The sequence below is a fragment of the Candidatus Auribacterota bacterium genome (genome assembly GCA_026392035.1).
Taxonomy (GTDB): domain Bacteria; phylum Auribacterota; class Tritonobacteria; order UBA1439; family UBA1439; genus JAPLCX01.
The window spans coordinates 1-20042 of the sequence record JAPLCX010000028.1; the positions used below are offsets into that span (position 1 = coordinate 1).

Below are 20042 nucleotides of genomic sequence, written 5' to 3' on the forward strand. Positions count from 1 at the left end.
CATGATCAACTTATGCGCGTCTAGTGGGTAGGTCTCCCTACACGCATTAAAGTGGCTCGAATCCTCTCAAACCCCAGTAAGTTCAACAAATATATTTTCACTTTCTCTCAAAATCATCCAAAAGTGAGAAAGTCGGGCTAACGCTCCGTAAACGTTGCATGCAACTACTATCCTGCCAGTATCTTACAAACTAATTCGCTCCTCCAGGGACAAACTACCACTGACTGTTTTTGGGCATCAAACGTTTAAAAAAAGCCACTGCCTCGAGCACCGCGGCTAAAGTCACGGCTACGAGGCCAGGATAACAAATCTCGTTAAAGAGAATCTGCGTGTATCCCTGCCCGCCGGCAGGCAGGCGCGTTAATCCGTGGCAAAATTATGAAGTAGCTACAGCTCTTCCGCCTCGAGGAAGCCGCGGAGCTTGCGGCTTCGCGTGGGGTGGCGCATCTTGCGGAGTGCCTTTGCCTCGATCTGGCGGACGCGCTCGCGGGTGACGCTGAAGACCCTCCCCACTTCCTCGAGCGTGCGCGGGGAGCCGTCGCCGATGCCGAAGCGGAGCGTGAGCACCTTCTGCTCGCGCGCCGTGAGGGTGTTGAGGACGCTCTCGATCTGCTCCTTGAGGAGGGCGTACCCCGTGGCCATGGCGGGCGACTCGGCCGCCTTATCCTCGATGAAGTCCCCGAAGTGGCTGTCGTTGCTGTCCCCGATCGGCGTCTGGAGCGATATCGGGTGCTGGGCGATCTTCATGATCCCGCGCACCTTCTCGACCGGCAGCTCCATCTCCTCGGCGATCTCATCGGGGGATGGCTCCTTACCGTATTCCTGGACGAGCTTCTTCGAGGCGCGCACGAGCTTGTTGATCGTTTCAATCATATGGACGGGGATGCGGATGGTGCGAGCCTGATCCGCGATGGAGCGGGTGATCGCCTGGCGTATCCACCAGGTGGCGTAGGTGGAGAACTTGTACCCCCGCCGGTATTCGAACTTGTCCACCGCCTTCATCAATCCCATGTTCCCTTCCTGGATCAGGTCGAGGAATGAGAGGCCGCGGTTGGTGTACTTCTTTGCGATGGAGATCACGAGGCGCAGGTTCGCTTCCACCATCTCGCTCTTTGCGGTATGGCCGCGGTGGGCCCAGAGCTTGAGGTTCTCAACCTCCTTCTTGACATTCTCGACCGGCGTGCGCGCCAGGAGCTCTGTTGCGGTGAACTCTTTCTGGATCTGGGAGATCCTGCTCTTCGCGCTCCTCCCACTACGCTTCTTCAGGCGCTCCATCTCGCGCTCGAGATCGAGGATCCTGTGGGCCTCCTTGTCGATCGGCTCAATGAACTCCTCTATCGCGTGCTGCTTGAAGAAGAATTGCTTGACGAGGCTCACCATTGACTCTTGAATCTTCTGGGATTCACGCCTGAGCTTCAACGAGAGCTTGCTCTGAGGTTTCACCTTCCTGATCTGGAGGTATTTCCTGGCCATCTGCGAATCGATTTTCTGGAGCTCCGCGCTGATCTTCTTCGCCGCGACAATGTAGGTGTCCCTGTTTTTGACCTTCTTGTCCTGGATCACCCGGTCGAACCGCTCCCTCCCGGCGCAGACCCTCTCCGCGAGCTCGAGGGCGAGCCTCGGCGTGTAGCCGAGGGAAAAGAGGATGTGTTTGATCTGCGTCTCGGACTTCTCGATCCTCTTGGAGATCTCAACCTCCTGTTCGCGGGTGAGGAGCGGCACCTGCCCCATCTGCTTGAGGTACATCCTGACGGGGTCATCAATGAACTCGAGCTTCGGCGCGCGTTCCTTCTTTTCAATCTTTGCCGCGGCCGCCGCACCGGCCTTCTTGGCCGCCGCCTCCTTGTCGTCGACGATCTCGATGTCCATGCCCCTCAGGAGCATGATGATTGAATCGATCTCCTCAGCGGAGACAATGCTTTCGGGGAGGGCGTCGTTGATGTTGGCGTAGGTGAGGTGTCCCTGATCGTTCGCCTGTCTGATCAGTTCTTTTATCTTCTGGTTTCTCTCGGCTTCAACCATGGTCTCTCGTTGCCCCCTGTCCCGCGCGGAGCGGATCTTGATTCACCCAGCCATGAGGTTACCGTGAGGCGCGCTCAGCAGATCTTCAACAGCTCGGCCTTTTTCTCCATGAGCCGCCGCTGCAGCCCGCTGATCTCTCGCCCGGGCGAGCCCTCTCGCTCCCTGAGGCTTATTTCCCTGGTGAGTTTCCCGATCTCTTCCTTGAGGTTGCGTTTCTTGAGGTAGCGGATACAATCCCTCGCGACCTGTTCGCGATCCCCGCCGGGGTCTTCCTCTGAGATGAGCCCGCTCACCACGCGCGCGCAGTGCTCGTCGTCGAGGCGCGCGAGGAGACGCGTGCAGCCCGCCCACCGGTTCTCTTTCAGCAGGGCGAAAACACTGCCCGCGATGCGCTGGAGCTGTTCGTGCCGGAAATCCTCGGCGGTGAGTTCCAGGGCGACCTGCCTGATGATGTTTTCATCCTCGAGCATGAGTTTGATGATCTCTCGCTCGCCGGCGGGCAGGCGCAGGGCTCCCTGAGTCGCCTCTCCGGCGTTTCCGGGCCCCGGGCCCTGGCGGCGGCCCCTCTTCTTGATTTCTTCAATGATGTACTCCTGGGGGATATCGATCCGTTCGGAGAGCTTATTTCGGTAGGCCTCCCTCAGGACGCCGTCTCCCACCTGCGCGAGGGCGTCGAGAAATTCCGAGGCGATCCGCGCCCTGCCGACCTCGCCCCGGTGATCGTGCCGGCGGAAGAGGTGATCGAGCAGAAAGTCGAAATATTCAGGCGCGCGCCCGACGAGGTCGGAGAATGCCGCCGCGCCCTTTTCGCGGACAAAGGTGTCGGGATCGTGCGCAGGGGGGAGCACCAGCACGCGCACCCTGAGCTCCTCATTCAGGAACGCGTCCAGGCTGCGCATGGCCGCGCTCTGCCCCGCGGCGTCGGCGTCAAAGCTCATCACCACCTCGCGGGTGTAGCGTTTGAGGATCCGCGCGTGGTCGGCGGTGAAGGCTGTTCCCTGCGATGCCACCACGTTCCTGATCCCTGCGGCGTGGAGGGCGAAGAGGTCGAAGTACCCTTCCACGACAATGGAGAAACCGCGCTCGATGAGCTCCCGCTTCGCGTGGTGGATACCGTACAGGCTCCTGCTCTTGTTGAAAAGGAGCGACTCGGGAGAGTTCATGTACTTCGGGGTGCCCTCGTCCAGCACGCGGCCGCTGAACGCGATGATGCGGCCGCTCACGTCGCCGATGGGGATCATGAGCCGGTTGCGGAACCGGTCGAATATCCTGCTTCCCCCCTCTTTGCGCATCGCGAGGCCGAGGGCGAGGAGCACCTCCTCGCGGTGTCCCTTGCCGCGCGCGGCGGTGTAGAGCCCATCCCATGAATCCGGCGCGTACCCGAGGGAGAACTGCTCGATGAGCTCATCGCTCATTCCCCTCCGGTGGAGGTAGGCGAGCACTTTTTTACCGGGGGCGGTCGCCTGAAGCTGGTGCGTGAACCAGCGCGCCGCGAATTCATTGAGCCGGTACAGGTCATCCTTCTTCTCGCCCTCGCGCCCCTCGGCCCGTCGCGTATCCGGAACGGCGATACCCGCTTTTTTCGCGAGGAGCCTCACCGCCTCGGGAAAGGTCACGCGTTCGTAGAGGGCGATGAAGTTGAACACCGATCCTCCGGCGCCGCAGCCGAAGCAGTGCCAGATCTGCTTCTCCGGGCTCACGAAGAATGACGGCGTTTTCTCGTTATGGAAGGGGCAGCACGCCTTGAAGCTCCGCCCCGCGCGCTTGAGTGGAATATAGGAGGAGACGACATCGACGATGTCGCTTGACGACTGTATCTGTTCCACAATGTGCTGCGGTATCATAGTTCCCTGACGTCTCATGCCCGGTGCGCCGCCGTGCTCCCGCGGGGGATCCCCCCGCCCGGACGCAGTGGAATCCACGGATCAACCATGGGGGTGCGGTCGGTGCCGCTTCCAGCCCGGTGGTGGGTGGGCTAATTCCTCTTCACCCGCGTGAAGCCCGAGCAGGTGATCACCTCTAATCGTTCCTTTGTGCAGATGCCATCGAGGAGGAGGTTGAGGCCGAGTGTGTCACTCGAGATGTGGCCCGCGATGACCACATTGAGGTTATGTTTTTTCGCCTCATCGAGATGCTTCTCGCTGAGGTGCATGCCGACGAGCGTCCCCACTCCCGCCTGGGCAAGCTTTTCAAGGATCTTCACTGATCCCTCGGTGCCGCCGGTCATATCGACAAAGATCCGCCCCGCGCGCCGCTCCTCCCTGCCGGAGAGAATCCTGGGGGGAGCGTTGTTCTCCATTGCCCGCTGGTATTCAGGGATCCCCTGGAGGAGGTCGATGATATCACCGATGAGCTCCGGCTTTTTCCGGTCGAAGAGTCGCTGGAGGTGGGTGGTGGCGCAGTTGTCGGCGGGGGTGTGCACGCAGGCGAGCGGCATGTTCACCAGACTGGCGGCATCCACCGTGCGGGTGTGGTTCACCGGCATCACTTTGTGCTCAACCTCCCGGATGCGCTCCTCGAGGAGGGATTCCGCGACATTGATGGGGACGCCGAACCTGTTGAGGATATCAGCCTGCATGTGCATGACGTTGTAGAACCCCGCATATGCCCGCCCGGCCGGGTGGTGGGACAGGACGAGGTCGATCTTCTTCCCGCGTTCCCTCAGACGGTCGGCGAGCATGATCTCTCCGACATCAATGTCTATTCCGGCCAGCAGTCCCCGCACCTCTGTTGAGGGCTGCCCGAAGAGGATGCGGGTGTCGGCGTAGGGATTGTCGAGGCGCTCCCTGTCGAAGGATTTCTTCTTCCTGGCTGACATCTCCGCATAGGCCTCGCGCAGCGCCTTTACCTCACGGCGGATGCGCGCCTGACCGCGCGGATCGTTCTTCTGACCTTCTGCAAGCGCGCGCTCGAAGAATGTGCCGAGCTTCATATGGTTCTTCCTTTTTTTGGGGCGGGGGTCTGGCCCTCGGGTGCGCCGCGGTTCGCGCCCTCCGCTTTCTTCTGCTCGCCCTGTGAACCGATGGAGAGGTCCAGCTCCGTCCGCTGCCTGATCGCGGGCAGCTTTTCGATCACCTCGGCGGCGGGGAGGGATTGCACCCCGGGGTACACGCGCACCGCGACTCTGTACGCGCCGGGAACGGCGGATATGGCGAGTGGCCCGAAGAAGGAGTTCTGGCTGACGGCATTTGAAATTGCCTCCACCCGTACCAGGGCAAGAAGTATCAGCGCCACGCAGGCGAAGAGCAGCGCCTTCGCGCCGCCGATGATTGTTCCGCCCGCCTTATCGAGTGCGGCGATCGCGGGGAGCTGCGTCGCACGGTGCACCGTCTGATTGACCATGTAAAAGAAGAGCAGCACCGCGAGGAGGATTCCCGCGAACGAGAGACCGATGGCGACGTTCCGATCGAGGGAGACGCGCTGGATGAGCCTGTCGGCGCCCTGCTCATAGAATTTGAAGGAGAGGTAGAGGCCGCACACGATGCCCAGAAAGCGAAGCAGCTCTCCAGAGAGCCCCCGCCGGTGACCGATGACCATTCCGCGGATGACCACGACAGCGACTATTGCATCAATCCAGTTGAATCTCATGCCTGAGGCCGTGCCCACAAAGGGTTAGAACGAAAAAACTCAAACACACAATATATCAAATCCAACATAGTCATTTCAATAAATTTGTTGCGCAACCCCTTCCCCATTTTTCCGTGCGCTGCCCTCCATGGCTCCCTCCTGCTTCGCTCATGGTCTCCGAAGAGTCGTGGATTGCACGCCCCTTCAGGCCGTCGTTCAAAGCTCCCTCAATGCACGCCCGGCACATATCTCCCTTCTGAATCTTTTCCCCGTCGAGATAGACGCGCAGGTATTCCCTTGTGAGGCCATAGCCTGCCCTGGCGTCACTTTTGCATCTCCCCTGGACGAGCACCTCCACATCCCTCCCGATAAATCTCCCACTGTATTCGTCCGCCGTTTCGTCCGCGGCGGCGCGCACCAGCGCCCGGTGGCGCTCTTTTATCCCGGGCCGTATCGGATCGCCGAGCTTCCACGCTGCGGTACCGGGCCTCGGGCTGTATGAGAAGATGTGGGCCCGGCTGAATGCGGCATGCTTCACCATGGCAACCGTGTTGTGGATCGCCTCTTCATCCTCGCCGGGGAACCCCACCATGATATCGGTGGTGATCGAGGCGTCAGGCACGCGCGCCCGAATCCGCTGGATCAGCCGCCTGTAGCCGGAGCTGTGGTAGCAGCGGTTCATCGCTCTCAGTATGCGGTCATCGCCGCTCTGCAGGGGGAGGTGCAGGTGCGGACAGAGCGTGCCCCCTGATGCGATGAGTTCAATGAGTTCTTCATTGACGTCTTCGGGCTCTATGGAGCTTAAGCGGATGCGGGCGAGCCCCCTGATGGCCGTGAGATCCCGAATGAGCTGGACCAGTGCGCGCGGTTCGCCGCGGTCCTTGCCGTAGCCGCCGAGGTGAATGCCACAGAGCACTATCTCCATGTGGCCGCTCGACACAAGCGCGGTCGCCTCATTGATAATCTCATCGCGCGCCCTGCTCCTCGATCGGCCCCGGGCGAGTGGGACAATGCAGTAGCTGCAGCGGGAGTCGCAGCCGTCATGGATCTTGAGAAAAGCCCGCGTGTGGTGTGAGAATCCGGTAATCGAGCGCGCCCCGTCCCCGCACCCTCTGCCAATGATATGGTGGAGGCGTTGCTTCATCTCGTTTCCCAGGACATATTTTACGCCGGGGATTGCGGCGAAAGCTTGCGCACTCACATCGGCGCAGCACCCCGTGACGATCACGACGGCATGGGGATACTCACGGCACGCCCGATGCACGGCACGCCTCGATTTTGTCTCGCTCGCATGGGTGACGGCACAGGTATTGATGATGCATAGGTCGGGGTGTGGATCCAGACGATCCGACTCTCTGCAGCCCCGCGAGAAGAGACTCTCGCGGATGAGCTGGCTGTCGTACTGGTTGACCTTGCAGCCGAGCGTGGTGATGGCGAATGTGCTCATTGTTCTGAGCGGGCGGCTCACACTGTCCTCGACAGGAGATACTGGCCGAGGAGAGCCGCCCCTGCGATTGCCGCGGTTTCCGCTCTCAGGATGGCATCGGACAGTCTGCACGGGACCGCTCCGTGGGCGACCAGGCGGGCGAGCTCCTCTCCGGAGAAATCCCCTTCCGGGCCCACGATGAGGAGCAGGCGCATGCCCCGCGCACGCCGTCCCCCCGAGAGAACCTCGGAGAGAGAAGCGCACCCCTCGCGTAGCGAGGCTACCAGAGCCCCGTCTGATCCCCTGATGAGCGGAACGAGCGACTCAAGAGAAGGGAGGAGGCTCGTGTCGGGGATGAAATCCCTGCGGCACTGCCGGCAGGCCTCTACGGCGAGCGCGCGCCATCGCGTGAGTCTCGAATGCCCGGAGGCAGCTCCGCTGCTTCGCGGAATGCTCCTTGTCGTGTGGAAGCCAATGATCGCAGAGGCCCCCAGTTCCGTGCACCGCTGCACCACCGTGTCCATCGCGGGAGCCTTGAGGAGGGCCTGGGCCACGGCAAATGTGCGCTGTGGCGTTGCGGCATGGATGGATTCCAAAACCCTGAGGGTCGCACAGCCGCTGCCTGCCCTGGCGATGACCGCCCTGCAGGACCAGCCCATCCCGTCAAATGCGGTGACCTCATCTCCTTCCCTGAGCCTCAGCACGCGGAGGAGGTAGTGGGCCTCGCTGCCGCGAAGACTGAGCATCTCGCCATGGGGGACATCCGGGTCAATAAAGATGCGGCGCATGCGCATGTTAAAAACAGTTCAAAATGTAAGGTTAAAAGACTTTCAACTTTCAGCTTTTGACTGTGGGGTGTAGTAACTGCCTCAACCGGTGAAAAATTTTTTGGCCTTCGCGAAGAATGAGCTGCTCATCGGGTACAATCTCTCTCCGCCGAGCTCGGCGAACTTCTTGAGGAGCTGTTTCTGTTCCTCGGTGATGCCGACGGGAATCTCCAGGAACACCTTCACGTACTGATCGCCTCTCCCGAGGCCGTTGACGTTGGGCATGCCCTTCCCCCTGAGCCTGAAGGTTTTTCCCGACTGTGTGCCCGGCGGGATGGCCAGTTGCGCCTTCCCGCTTATTGTGGGGATGTCAATGGTGCCGCCCAGCGCCGCGGTGACAAAGCTTATGGGGATCTCGCACAGGATGTCGTCGCCATGACGCTGGAAGAGCTCATGCTCCGTGACGTGGATGATGATGTACAGATTCCCCGCCGCGGCGCCGTGCGCGCCTCCCTCGCCCTCTCCTGAAACCTGGAGCCTGGAACCCAGTTCCACGCCCGGCGGGACATGAACCACGATCTTCTTTTTCCGCCGCACTCTTCCTTCGCCACGGCATCGATGACAGGGATCCCTGGCGATCGTTCCCGCGCCCGCGCACTGAGGGCACTCATGCTGCTGTATGCTCCATCCGAAGAAACCCTGCACCCTGCGTTCAACAATGCCGGCGCCACCGCACGCCTGGCAGGCGACGCGGGATGTTCCCTGCTGCGCGCCGCTCCCGCCGCAGTCCGGGCAGGAGGCGAGGCATGGGAAGGAGATCTCTTTCTTGCAGCCGGATGCAGCCTCCTCGAGGGTGATTTCGAGATCGTAGCGGAGATCTGAGCCGTGCTCAGGCCCGCGGCGGCGGCCGGTAAACCCGAAGAAGTCGTCAAAGATGCTCCCGCCTCCGCCGAAGGCGGACATGAAGGTGCGAAGGGCCTCCTCGAGATCGACGCCGAAACCGCCGAAGCCACTGGGGCCCCCCCTGAGCCCCGCGTGGCCGAAATGATCATACTGCTGCCGCTTCTGAGGGTCGCTCAGAACTTCATAGGCCTCTGATACCTGTTTGAACTGCTCCTCGGCGTTCTTGTCTCCCGGGTTTTTGTCGGGATGGTAGCGGAGCGCCAGTTTGCGGTACGCTTTCTTCAGCGCGTCAGCAGGGGCATTCCTCGGAACGCCCAGTATTTCGTAGTAGTCTCTTTTGGTGGTCATTTGGCTTCTCGCGTCGCGCGATTGCACATGTCAAATGTTCGACCTGGCTTCGCAACCTATTTTTGCACCTGATTTCTCTGATTAACCCTGAAATTCTGCTTGCCAGAGTAATCAGGTTAATCAGGTGCGTATTCTACTGAAACACAGAGGCAGCACGTTAGAGTTCGCCGTCAGGGGTTCGGAGGCTGATCAGTTGCACCCTGTCCATGAGCGCTTCGCTCGGCGGTTCCCGATTTCACCGGTTCGCCCGCCTCCGCGCTGCTCTTTGAAACCGTGACGACTGCCGGTCTCAGCAACCTGCGGTCGAGCGTGTAGCCCTTGAGTTGTTCAGCAAGCACCGTGCCGTCGGGACACTCGTCCGTTTTGACCTCTGCAATGGCTTCATGGAGCTCGGGGTTGAAGGGTTGGCCGATCGCCTCGATCGGTTGCAGGCCATTCTTCTGGAGCACCGTGAGGAGCTGCTTCTGGATGAGCTTGACGCCATCAATGATCTGCTTCGAATCAGCGTGGGCGCCAGCGGCCGCGCGCGCGCGCTCAAAATTGTCGAGCACCACGATGAGTTCAGCCATAAGCGCTTCGCGTGCGAGCGTGAGGATATCGCTGCGCTCCCGCTCGATGCGCTTCTTGTAGTTCTCAAAATCGGCCGCCGTCCTCAGCAGGCGATCGTAGTACGCATCCGCCCTGGCTGCCTTCTCCCGCAGTGCACGCAGCTCGTCCTCCGGCAGGTGCGCCTCCGAGCGCCCCTCCTTCCCCTCGGGGGGCGCCCCGTGCGCCATTGTTTCGGCTTTCTCCATGGCGATCTCTAATTTGCTCCTCACGTCTTTACTCTCGTGTTTTTTTTCATGGCTCTTGTGCATACGGAACACTCCTGGTGATCGTCAGCGGGACAACCCTGCCTTTTTTGAACCTGCCGCTCCGTGCGAAGATTGCCTTCGAGAAGGGCGAGGCTGAAGAGGGCATTGATGCCGCGCAGAATTATAATAAACGATTCGCATCCGCGTCAAGGGGGCGAATTCCCCCGAAATGGCGGATAGCGCGAGAATGCAATTGGATTGACGTCACCCATCGGGTGAACGCGATCGCGCTGAAAATCCAAACCTCAAACTTCAATATCTAAAACACATCTCAAATCCCTGCCTGCCGGCAGGCAGGCAAAATACCAAATCCGAGCTGCACGTGATGAGCGGGGATATCATATGGTTTTGGATTTTGGAATTATGATTTTGAGCTTGTGTGGAGGTTTGGATTTTGAAGTTTTGATTTTATCCTGTATGTAAATGCGGTGCTGGACCTGCTTCCCCATTGCGCACATGACATCGTAGGGAATGGTGCCGGTGAGATCCGCGACCTCATTGAGCGTGATCTCATTCTCTCCCTGCCTCCCGATCAGCACCACCTCGTCCCCCACCTGCGCCCCGGAGATGTGGCCGACATCGATCATCGTCTGGTCCATGGTGACATTGCCGATGACCGGAGCCCGCTGGCCCCGCACGAGCACCTCGCCCCTGTTGGAGAGGAGCCTGCTGTAGCCGTCGCCGTAGCCGATCGGGATGGTCGCCACCCGCGTGTCACGGTAGGTGACGTAGCTCCGGCAATAGCTGATGGAGCGGCCCTTCCGGACATTTTTCAGGAAGCAGATTTCAGTCTTGAGCGTGAGGGCGGGTCGAATGGGGATGCTCTTGATCACCTCTTGAGATGGGTAGACTCCGTACATCATGATTCCCAGGCGGACGAGATTGAGGGAGGACGACGGCAACCCGAGAATGGCGCCGCTGTTGGCGATGTGCTTCAGCGCAAAGCGGATGCCGGCGCGTTCGCAGCGCAGGATCAGCCGTTTAAATCTGTCGAGCTGCAGCTTTGTGAAGAACAGATCCCTCTCGGCCGCGCAGGCGAAGTGGGAGCATATTCCCCGGAGCCGGACCCCCTTTGTCCGCCGCGCCCGTTTGATGAAGTCAAACGCCCCCTCGTGCCAGACGCCGATCCGCCCCATCCCGGTATCGACGACGATATGGATATCGACGATTCTCTTCGCCTTGAGGGCGGCTCGCGAGACCGCATCGAGCATCTCATGGGAGCAGATGACGGGGGTAATCCGGTGCCGCACGATCGCGCCGGCGTGACCCGCCATTCCCGCGCTGAGAATGAGAATGCGCGCCCCGGGGAATGATTTTCGCAGCGTGAGCGCCTCGCAGATGTTCGAGACGCCGAGCCAGCTCACCCCCGCTTCGAGGGCGGCGCGAGAGATCTGAATCATGCCGTGTCCGTACGCATCTGCTTTGACGACGGCGAGGAGCTTCACCGCCCGCCCGAGCCTGCTGCGGATTGCGGCGATGTTTTCCCTGACTGCGCCGAGGTCGATCTCAGCCCAGGTCTTGTAGAGCTTTTCCATTGACGTGCGATCGTTTTTAGAGGTGAGCGGCCCGCACCGCGACTGCTCCTGTTCGAGCATCTGGATTATACCGGAGGGGGGCATCGGACGGAAGGGAAATCAGGGTAATGCCTCAGTCAATCGCTGATGTATGCATGCTATGAAATTCAATAATGATTAGATCCTGAAATCCCCATTCCTCCCACTTTACAAAAGGGGGAAAGAGTGGGATTTTGACTGAGTCATGACAGCAGCTAAAAAATCAGCGCTTCAGTGACGGACTACAAATCAGGGAAAAATACTTGGACTTGCACTCATCGCATAAAGTATAATATGTAGTTGAAAGGGGCGAGGTGCCCCTACGGCGGGCGGAGGCCGATATTATGAAAAAAGCAGGAGAAGAAGTTGAGGCATCTACTGTTCTCACTGAAGTAAGATATGCAACGGCGCTTGTTGCGGTTGTTGTACTCTTGTGGAGCATAATCGGCTACGGGCAGGTTGAGCCATGGCCGATGTTGCATTATGATGCCCCCCACGGAGGGAAAAGCCCCGACAGTGGCCCCCGTATCCCAGCGCTGGCCTGGAGCTACAGCATAAGCGTTGCAGTTGATTCCTCAGCGGCAGTGAGCACCACCACGGTATATATCGGTTCCGCGGACAACAATCTCTACTCCTTCAGCTCGATTGGATCCTTCCTATGGAGCTACACATCGGCTGGAGATACTACATCAGCCGCAATAGCCACTGATTTGGTGTATATCACTTCAAGTGATAACAACCTCTACGGCATTACTAACTTGACCGGCCAACTCTCCTGGAGTTATGCAGCCGGCGGAGATATTGTTACCTCGCCGGTGCTGAGCTCGGCAGGGACAATATATTTTGGAGCCCTCGATGAGCGAGCCTACAGCATCAACTCTGATGGGTCGTTCCTGTGGAGCTACCGTAGCTCGCCAATTTATACTAACCCCGCCTTAGGCCTCGACAGGTTGTACGTCGGGAACGACAGCAATTCGCTCTTATGGCTCGATGCTTCTACCGGAGCACTCTTGGGCTCGGCTGGCGCCGGCACGGCATCGCTGGCGTTGGGCGCAACGGATAAGGTGTATTATGGTGCGGTAGATAATAATCTGTACAGCTTAAACTCCGATGGGACTACACGCTGGGTATTCCCGGTATCCGGGACCGCCTCGGTCTCCTCCATACCCGCCATAGGCACCGATAAGATATACGTGGGTTCCCAGGACAATAATCTCTACAGCGTGTTTGATTCGGATGGGCTCCTCTCGTGGAGTTATACCGCTGGCGGAGAGATCACTTCCTCGCCGGCGCTGGACTCAAGCGAGAGGGTGTACGTGGGTTCTCAGGACAATATTATGTACGGCATCAACTCAGATGGGACGCTGCTGTGGAGTTATACGACGCCCAACGGTATCGTTTCATCCCCGGCGATCAGCCCGGATACGGTCTATGTAGGTTCAGGTGATAACCGCCTCTACGTGATCGTCGAGGGACCAACAGAGACGCCGACGATCACACCGACGCCGACGATCACACCGACGCCCACGATCACAGACACCCCGACGATCACGCCCACTCCCACCGAAACGGAAACACCGACTCCCACGCCGCTTCCCGGGTACGTAGTTTCGGGAGCCAACTACGCTGACGCCAACGGGACGTACTGCAAGCAAGTTTTCAAATACAACGGATGCTACGTCTACCAGAAGGCGGGAACCGGACTCCAGATACGGTACGAGGGTGCGGGAGACGATTACTGGTACATGTACGACGGGGCATGGGGTCTGTGGCTGTACAAGATAGCCGCCGACGAGGACTGCTTCACCGACCTCACGGGCACGTGGAGCGATGCAGGCGGTGGACTGCCCGTGCCTGTCGTGGTCATGGGATGCGAGGACACGCCGACGCCGACCCCCACAGAGACGCCGACCCCTTACGAATCACTTCACCCCTGGCCGATGTTCCATCATGACGTGCGCCGCACGGGGAAGAGCGATTTGGATGGCCCTTCGAGCCCGATTTTGAAGTGGAGCTATAAAACGGGCGATGATTTATTCTCATCGCCAGCAGTAAGTTCAATCGGTAAGGTGTATACAGGTTCAGATGACAACAATCTCTACAGTTTTAAATCGGACGGTTCGCTGCTGTGGAGCTACACAACTGCGGATATAGTCCGTTCATCACCTGCGATAGGCATTGATACAGTTTGGGTTGGTTCTCAAGACAATCATTTATACTGCTTATTCCAAACTGGGTTACTCTCATGGAGCTATGAAACAGGATCTTGGATACGTTCATCACCGGCTATTAGCAACATCGGGACGGTATACGTGGGATCTGTGGATGACCGTCTTTATAAAATCGATTCCAATGGTTCATTACTGTGGAGCTATAAGGCTGGAATATACATAGGATACTCATCACCTGCGCTCAGTTTAGCTGATAAGGTGTATATCGGCAGTGAAGATAACCGTATTTACTGCTTGACTAACCAAGATGCCTTACTGTTTTGGAGCTATGAAACGGGCGACGAAATAGCTTCTTCCCCGGCATTAAGCTCGACTGATACAGTATACGTGGGCTCTCATGACAATCGGCTTTATAGTATTGACTCACTTGGCGCCTTATTGTGGAGCTATGAGACCGGGAATTATTTCGATTTGGCATCATCACCATCAATAAGTACTGATACGGTATGGATTGGGTCTACTGATAACCACATTTATTGCTTACGGCAGGATGGGAAATTATCATGGAGCTATGAAACCGGTGATAAAATATGGACTTCACCAACTATAGGTGCGGCAGATACAGTATACATAGGCTCTTCCGATGGGAATATCTACAGCATCGACTCCAGCGGTTCATTGTTGTGGTCATATATCATTGGATCGTGGATTGGTTCATCTGCTGCAATAGGTACCGACACTGTATATATTGGTTCTTACAGCAGTGCCTTGTACGTGATCACGCAACCCACGCCGGTCCCCCCTCCGCCCGAACATCCCTGGCCGATGTTCAGGCACGACCCGCTGCGCACCGGGGTAAGCCCGCTTAACGGTCCGGTGGGGCCAGTATTGTTGTGGAGCTATGTGATTAGCTTTACATCCGGTTTTGTCGATTCATCTCCGGCAGTAGGCTTAGACGGCCACATCTATATCGGATCGGACGACAACTCCATATTTAGCATCAGCGGCGATGGCGCGCTCATCTGGAGCTATGGAACGAGCGATGGTATAACATCTTCGCCTGCGATAGATGCCGAAAATGTCTACACGGGGTCTTTGGACCACACACTCTATGCCCTAGTCTCAACTGGTTCATTCGCATGGAGTTATGTAACCGGTGGACTCATTATCTCTTCGGCTGTGGTCAGCGGCGGGGACATTTATATCGGATCAGATGATAACGCGCTCTACAAGCTTCTCTCGACAGGATCTCTCGTGTGGACCTATAGGACGGGAAGCAATATCGTTTCCTCCCCTGCTATAGGGATGAGCGGAAATATATATGTGGGATCGTACGATGATAGACTGTACGCCTTTACGCCCGACGGTATATTATCCTGGAGTTATAGAACGGCCGGCGTTATAGACAGTTCCCCCTGTGCTACTTCAACCGTCTATGTAGGAAGTAACGATAACGATGTTTATGCGTTTACCACGGACGGAGCTCTCGTGTGGAGTTATGCGACAGGTGGCGCAGTGTATTATTCCTCTCCCTCCGGCACGGATACGGTATCAATAGGCTCCCAAGATAACAGCCTTTACACGTTCAATACAGACGGTTCTCTCTTCTGGAGTTATGCTCTCACGGGAGATGTCGAGGCCTCCCCCGCCATTTCGGCTCAAGATATAGTCTACATAGGCTCTGATGGCGGAGAAACCTATGGGCTGAGTCCAGATGGCGGCCTGTTGTGGAGCTACATTGGGACAGGTTCCGTCCATATGGGTCCCGTCATCGGCGCCTCTGGTGAAGTGTATGTAGGTTTCGGCGCATCTACTCATAACAGGCTGTGCCGGTTCCAGGATCCCACCCCGACTCCCACCCCGACGCCCACGGCAACACCGTTCATGCCCACCCCGACACCCACCTGCCTGCAAGGCTTGAGGGTGTGGCTGAACAAGAGCAGCTTCAATCCCGGAGACACCTTCGAAGCCTGGGTCAGCTTCAGCAATACCTATATGGACTGGGATGGGTACCTCGTGTTTGTAAGGAGCGGCAGGACCTGGTCGGATGTGAGGGGGAGGCTGAAACGCGGAGTGCACCCGGTGGTCACCAACAGGCTGGAGATTCATAATTGCTGGGGGCCGAACAAGGCATTCTCCATCCGAGTGCCGCGCAATGCCGCGGGCCAGTACACGCTCTTCGTGGCGACACTCCCCTGGAAGACCAAACCGACGTACGCGAACGCCAAGTACGGACCGAACAGCCAATTGGCGAGCGCCACGTTTAGAATCCTAATTGAGTGAGGGGAATAGATGCGCAGGCGCAGAGGGGATGTCGTAATCCTATTAGCGGCATGTATCAGCCTGTGCGTTCTTCTTTCGGCAACCCCTGCGCGAGGGGCTGATCGCTCCCTCGTTTCTCAATTGCAGCGCGATGCCGGAGGGAAGGCGCGCATATCCTACCATTCCAAAACCGGTCTGGTCAGTTTCCTCGGGACAGATTTGACACATACCATTCCGCAAAAAAGCAACCTCGCCCGTGGCGCCTCTTCCGAGACGGTCGCCCGGGCGTTCATTGACGACTGCGGTGAGCTGTTCGGCATCGCCAGTCAGGCTGATGAGCTTGACCTCATGCGTTCACAGTCAGCTTCCGGGGGGCGCTCCTTTGTCCGATTCCAGCAGGCGTATCGCGGCATCCCCGTGTTCGGCGGCGAGTTGATCGTCCAGCTCGACTCGAAGAGAAACATCCTCTCGGCGAACGGCGAGATAGCGCCGGGGATCACGGTGGATACCATTCCGGAGATAGGCGCCTGCGAGGCTGCTGAAAGGGCGACGCGCGCGGTTGCCGCATGGTACTCCCTTGACCCTGGTGAGCTCATCGCGAGCGATCCGGAGCTCTGGATATATAACCCGGTACTGGTGGGGCGGAATCGCGACATGAACTCCCTCGTCTGGCGCATGGATGTCTCTCCCGCGCGTTTCGAGACAATAAAAGAACTGGTCCTCGTGGATGCCCACCTCGGTGTCATCGCCCTGCACTTCAACCAGGTCAACAATGTTAAGAATCGGTCCATCTATGACAACAACAACAACCCTTCTGCGGGATTGCCGGGAACGGGTCCGGTGCGCGTCGAGGGGGGGCCAGCGTCAGGGATCACAGACGTGGATAACGCCTACGATTACGCTGGATACACCTACGACTTTTACAAAGACTACCATGATCGGGACAGCCTGGACAACGCCGGGATGCAACTCGTGAGCACCGTGAGATACTGCCCTTCCTCCCTATCCTGTCCTTATGCCAACGCCTTCTGGAATGGTCAGCAGATGACATACGGCCAGGGCTTCGCCTCGGCACTGGATGTTGTCGGCCATGAGATGACTCACGGCGTCACCGAGCATGAATCGCAGCTCTTTTACTATATGCAGTCAGGCGCCATCAACGAGTCGTTCTCTGACATCTGGGGGGAATTTATCGAGTTGACGTACAACCCGGGTCCCGCGACCGACCGCTGGCTCCTCGGGGAGGATTCCCCCCTCGGTGCGATTCGGGACATGAAGAATCCGCCCCATTTCAACGATCCGGATAAGATGAGCAGCAGCAACTATTACTGCGGGGAGAACGACGGGGGGGGAGTCCATACCAACAGCGGTGTCTCCAACAAAGTTGCCTATCTCATCACTGACGGCGATACCTTCAACGGCTACACGGTGACAGGGCGCGGCGTCATTCCAACGGCACAGCTCTTCTATGAGGTCCAGACCAACCTCTTCACCTCAGCGAGCGACTACCAGAACCTCTATGATTCCCTACAACAGGCGGCAATCAATCTCGGCTGGAGCGCTCCCGATCAGCAGCAGGTCAAGAACGCCTGTGACGCGACAGAGATGAACCGGCAGCCGGATGGATGCCCCGCGCCCGAGGCGCCCATCTGTGACTCAGGCTACCTCAGTGACCTGTTCTTTGACAATATGGAGAATACCGCGAGCAAGAACTGGGCTTCAGCGACGGTTGTGGGAACCAATGAATGGTACTATCCACAGAACTCGAACCCCTACGGGTTTGACGCCACCTACGCCACCTCAGGCCGCTACAATATCTGGGGCAATGATCATTACGGTACGGCTGATTACTATATCGGCATGACCAGGGACGTGGATCTACCGGCGGGGAATTCCTACCTGCACTTCAACCACGCCTACGCCTTCGATGACTATACGAGCGGCACGACCAAGCTCTTCGACGGTGGAGTGGTCGAGTACAGCACGGACGGCGGCAACTCATGGCAGGACGCCGGCTCACTCTTCACCGACAACGGATACAGTGGTATCATCGGAAACTCATGGAACAATCCACTCGGCGGCCGATCCGCCTTCGTGAGCGAGAGCAACGGCTACATCTCCAGCCGCGCCGATCTGAGCTTGCTGGCGGGCCAGAAGGTGCGCGTGCGCTTCCGCATCGGCACGAGCGATACCAGCGACCCCCAGCGCTCCAGCTCTGCCTACGGCTGGTTCATTGACGACGTCCGCATCTACGTGTGCAGTGCGACTCCCCCGGCTCCCACGCCGACCCCTCCCCCACCGGGCCTGCACGTGATATTGAACAAGGAGAGTTTCAATGGAGGAGACCTGCTTACCATTGATGTCTCCTTCAGTGAAGCAGCCATGGACTGGGACGGCTATCTGGTCTTCACGGGTGCGGCGGGGGTGTATTCGGCTACGGGAAGCAGGTTGCAGCGGGGGGTGCATCCGATTGTCAGGAATGCCATGGAAATGCATCGGCCTTTTGTGGGAAAAGTACTATCCATGCGCGTCCCGCACATGCCGGGCTCCTATGCCCTCCATTGCGCGATACTCCCCGCCGGCATAGCGCCGACACTGGCAAATGCGAGGGCGAGCTACAGTCAGTTGGCCGAGGTACCTTTCAGCATCTTACCTTAGAACATGCCGCTGTTTCTCTCACCTGTTGCAGCAGAGTCCTTTTGCCCATAGAGTATATCAGGCTTGGGGCTTAAAAATCTCCGGCTGCAGCGTCCCCTTCATGAGATGGTCGAGGATCTGCGGGCAGTTCCGGAACCATTCCCCCTGCCACTCCGCGTAGAGCAGCACGAGCGCAGTCAGCGCGGCGACAATGATCTCCCCTCCGCAATCGAGGCGGATCATCCTCGCGATAAAGTAAATCACCCCGAGCGTCATGAGGATATGCCCCACCTGGGGAATGATGTTCATCCCCTCCCAGCCAAAGGCGAAGAGGCCCAGCGTCCCGTAGCGGAACATGAGGCCCGCGCCCACGGCCATCACGCTTTTCTGCCTGAGGAGGTAGCCGATGGCGAAGATGAAGATGCTGGGGGCGCACGAGTTCATCGCGAGCCAGCCATCCCATCCAGCCCCGAGGACGCGGGTGAAATAGAATGTCGAGTTGGCGGCCATGAGCAGGTTGAGTATGACAATAATCCATCCCGCCCTGTCCCGCGTGAATCGATGATCGCCCGCATTATCCATGACGCGCTCCTCCTGATTTAGATTTTACGCTGTGCGACCAGCGCGCAGTAATCGCACGCGCCCGCCGCTTTTGGAATCGGCGAGCGGAGCACACGCACGGCGTCCTGAAACGTCTCTTTCGCGGATTCGATCTTCGTCTCGATCTTCATCGGCCTGACGTTGAATTTCACGACCCCGTTTTCCCTGACCTCCGCCGGCCAGTAGTAGATGAGATAGGCGAAACCGCCTGTCCTATAGCCGCTCGATTCCAGTATCAGGCAGTAGCAGTCGAGTTGGGTTTGGTAGTAGATCGCTGGATCTTCTTTAAGGTCATAGCCCCTCGTTTTATAGTCCACGGGGATGTAGAAGCCGTCCTCAACGAGACAATCGTCCAGGGCGCCCGAGAGCACCGCGTCCAGCGCGGGATCCTCGTAGCGCAGTTCCGTGGTCCTCCAGCTCCGCCACCTCCCCAGAATTTCACGCTCGGGGAAAAGCCTCCCTCTCACCTTGCCGGCTATCTCCGGGGGCAGCTCTCCCCTCGTGCGGTACTTGTCGAAGTATGCTTTGATCGCAGAATCCATACCCCCCGGCAATGAGGGGAAGATCCCCCGCGGCCGCTTTATCCCCTTGTTTTTATCGAGCCAGAAACAGAGCGGGCAGTCACTGAAAAGGCTCAATGCAGATGGAGACAATGCAATCCGCTTCATGGACCTCCTCCCGGTGGCGCACTCCGCGCTCATCGATTGTGACATCACAGATGATAGTGCATTTTCCCCGAAAAGTGAATAGCATCCGCGCGTACGGCACGAGCTTTTTGCTTGCATTTCTGCGAGAGTGCGCTACTGTAAGTGAAATATTGAAGGAACAGGATGCACGCAGATACACACAGATAAAATGCTAACTAAAAAATCATAATTAGGAACCAGTAAAAGTTTCTACATCCGTGTTAATCTGTGTTTATCTGTGGTTGA

At 58.2% G+C, this 20042-nt stretch carries 14 protein-coding genes; 3 read left to right on the forward strand and 11 right to left on the reverse strand.

What is annotated here, in order from left to right; genetic code table 11:
* Positions 1–387: 387 nt before the first annotated feature.
* The 8 genes from rpoD to NTX71_02755 form a co-directional block, all read right to left on the reverse strand.
* Entirely contained in the window at positions 388–2022 is a 1635-nt protein-coding gene (gene rpoD, locus NTX71_02720; GenBank protein ID MCX6338817.1) for an RNA polymerase sigma factor RpoD, read from the reverse strand.
* 74 nt (positions 2023–2096) lie between these two features.
* Complete coding sequence (dnaG, locus tag NTX71_02725; GenBank protein MCX6338818.1) at positions 2097–3866, reverse strand: DNA primase; 1770 nt, start codon at positions 3864–3866, stop codon at positions 2097–2099.
* Between the two features lie 131 nt (positions 3867–3997).
* Positions 3998–4954 carry an NGG1p interacting factor NIF3 gene (locus tag NTX71_02730; GenBank protein MCX6338819.1) on the reverse strand — a complete coding sequence of 319 codons (957 nt, stop codon included), beginning with the start codon at positions 4952–4954 and terminating at the stop codon, positions 3998–4000.
* Positions 4951–5610, reverse strand: a complete 660-nt coding sequence (locus NTX71_02735; GenBank protein ID MCX6338820.1) for a CvpA family protein — start codon at positions 5608–5610, stop codon at positions 4951–4953. Before NTX71_02735 ends, NTX71_02730 begins: the two co-directional genes overlap by 4 nt.
* A 70-nt stretch (positions 5611–5680) precedes the next feature.
* Positions 5681–7036 (reverse strand): tRNA (N(6)-L-threonylcarbamoyladenosine(37)-C(2))-methylthiotransferase MtaB, encoded by a 1356-nt coding sequence (gene mtaB / locus NTX71_02740; protein ID MCX6338821.1) that lies wholly within the window; start codon positions 7034–7036, stop codon positions 5681–5683.
* Between the two features lie 17 nt (positions 7037–7053).
* The gene (locus NTX71_02745; GenBank protein ID MCX6338822.1) at positions 7054–7803 is read right to left on the reverse strand and encodes an RsmE family RNA methyltransferase; all 750 of its coding nucleotides are present in this window, start codon (positions 7801–7803) and stop codon (positions 7054–7056) included.
* Between the two features lie 81 nt (positions 7804–7884).
* On the reverse strand, positions 7885–9033 hold the full coding sequence (dnaJ, locus tag NTX71_02750; protein ID MCX6338823.1) for a molecular chaperone DnaJ: 1149 nt from the start codon (positions 9031–9033) through the stop codon (positions 7885–7887).
* Positions 9034–9203: 170 nt separating this feature from the next.
* A complete protein-coding gene (locus NTX71_02755) occupies positions 9204–9890 on the reverse strand; it encodes a nucleotide exchange factor GrpE (protein ID MCX6338824.1) in 687 nt (228 codons plus the stop codon).
* Between the two features lie 14 nt (positions 9891–9904).
* On the opposite strand from NTX71_02755, the gene NTX71_02760 reads away from it, so the two are divergent.
* The gene (locus NTX71_02760) at positions 9905–10150 is read left to right on the forward strand and encodes a hypothetical protein (protein MCX6338825.1); all 246 of its coding nucleotides are present in this window, start codon (positions 9905–9907) and stop codon (positions 10148–10150) included.
* Positions 10151–10225: 75 nt separating this feature from the next.
* On the opposite strand, the gene alr is transcribed toward NTX71_02760, so the two are convergent.
* Positions 10226–11482, reverse strand: coding sequence for an alanine racemase (gene alr, locus NTX71_02765; protein MCX6338826.1), 1257 nt, complete (start codon positions 11480–11482; stop codon positions 10226–10228).
* A 302-nt stretch (positions 11483–11784) separates the two neighbouring features.
* Between alr and NTX71_02770 the strand changes: the two genes are divergently transcribed.
* The gene (locus NTX71_02770) at positions 11785–15894 is read left to right on the forward strand and encodes a PQQ-binding-like beta-propeller repeat protein (GenBank protein MCX6338827.1); all 4110 of its coding nucleotides are present in this window, start codon (positions 11785–11787) and stop codon (positions 15892–15894) included.
* Positions 15895–15903: 9 nt separating this feature from the next.
* On the forward strand, positions 15904–18531 hold the full coding sequence (locus NTX71_02775; GenBank protein ID MCX6338828.1) for a M4 family metallopeptidase: 2628 nt from the start codon (positions 15904–15906) through the stop codon (positions 18529–18531).
* Between the two features lie 57 nt (positions 18532–18588).
* Here the strand turns inward: NTX71_02775 and NTX71_02780 are convergent, their stop codons facing one another.
* Together NTX71_02780 and NTX71_02785 are read right to left on the reverse strand one after the other, a co-directional pair.
* Positions 18589–19092 (reverse strand): hypothetical protein, encoded by a 504-nt coding sequence (locus tag NTX71_02780; GenBank protein ID MCX6338829.1) that lies wholly within the window; start codon positions 19090–19092, stop codon positions 18589–18591.
* A gap of 17 nt (positions 19093–19109) precedes the next feature.
* Complete coding sequence (locus NTX71_02785; GenBank protein ID MCX6338830.1) at positions 19110–19778, reverse strand: PD-(D/E)XK nuclease family protein; 669 nt, start codon at positions 19776–19778, stop codon at positions 19110–19112.
* Between the last annotated feature and the right edge of the window lie 264 nt (positions 19779–20042).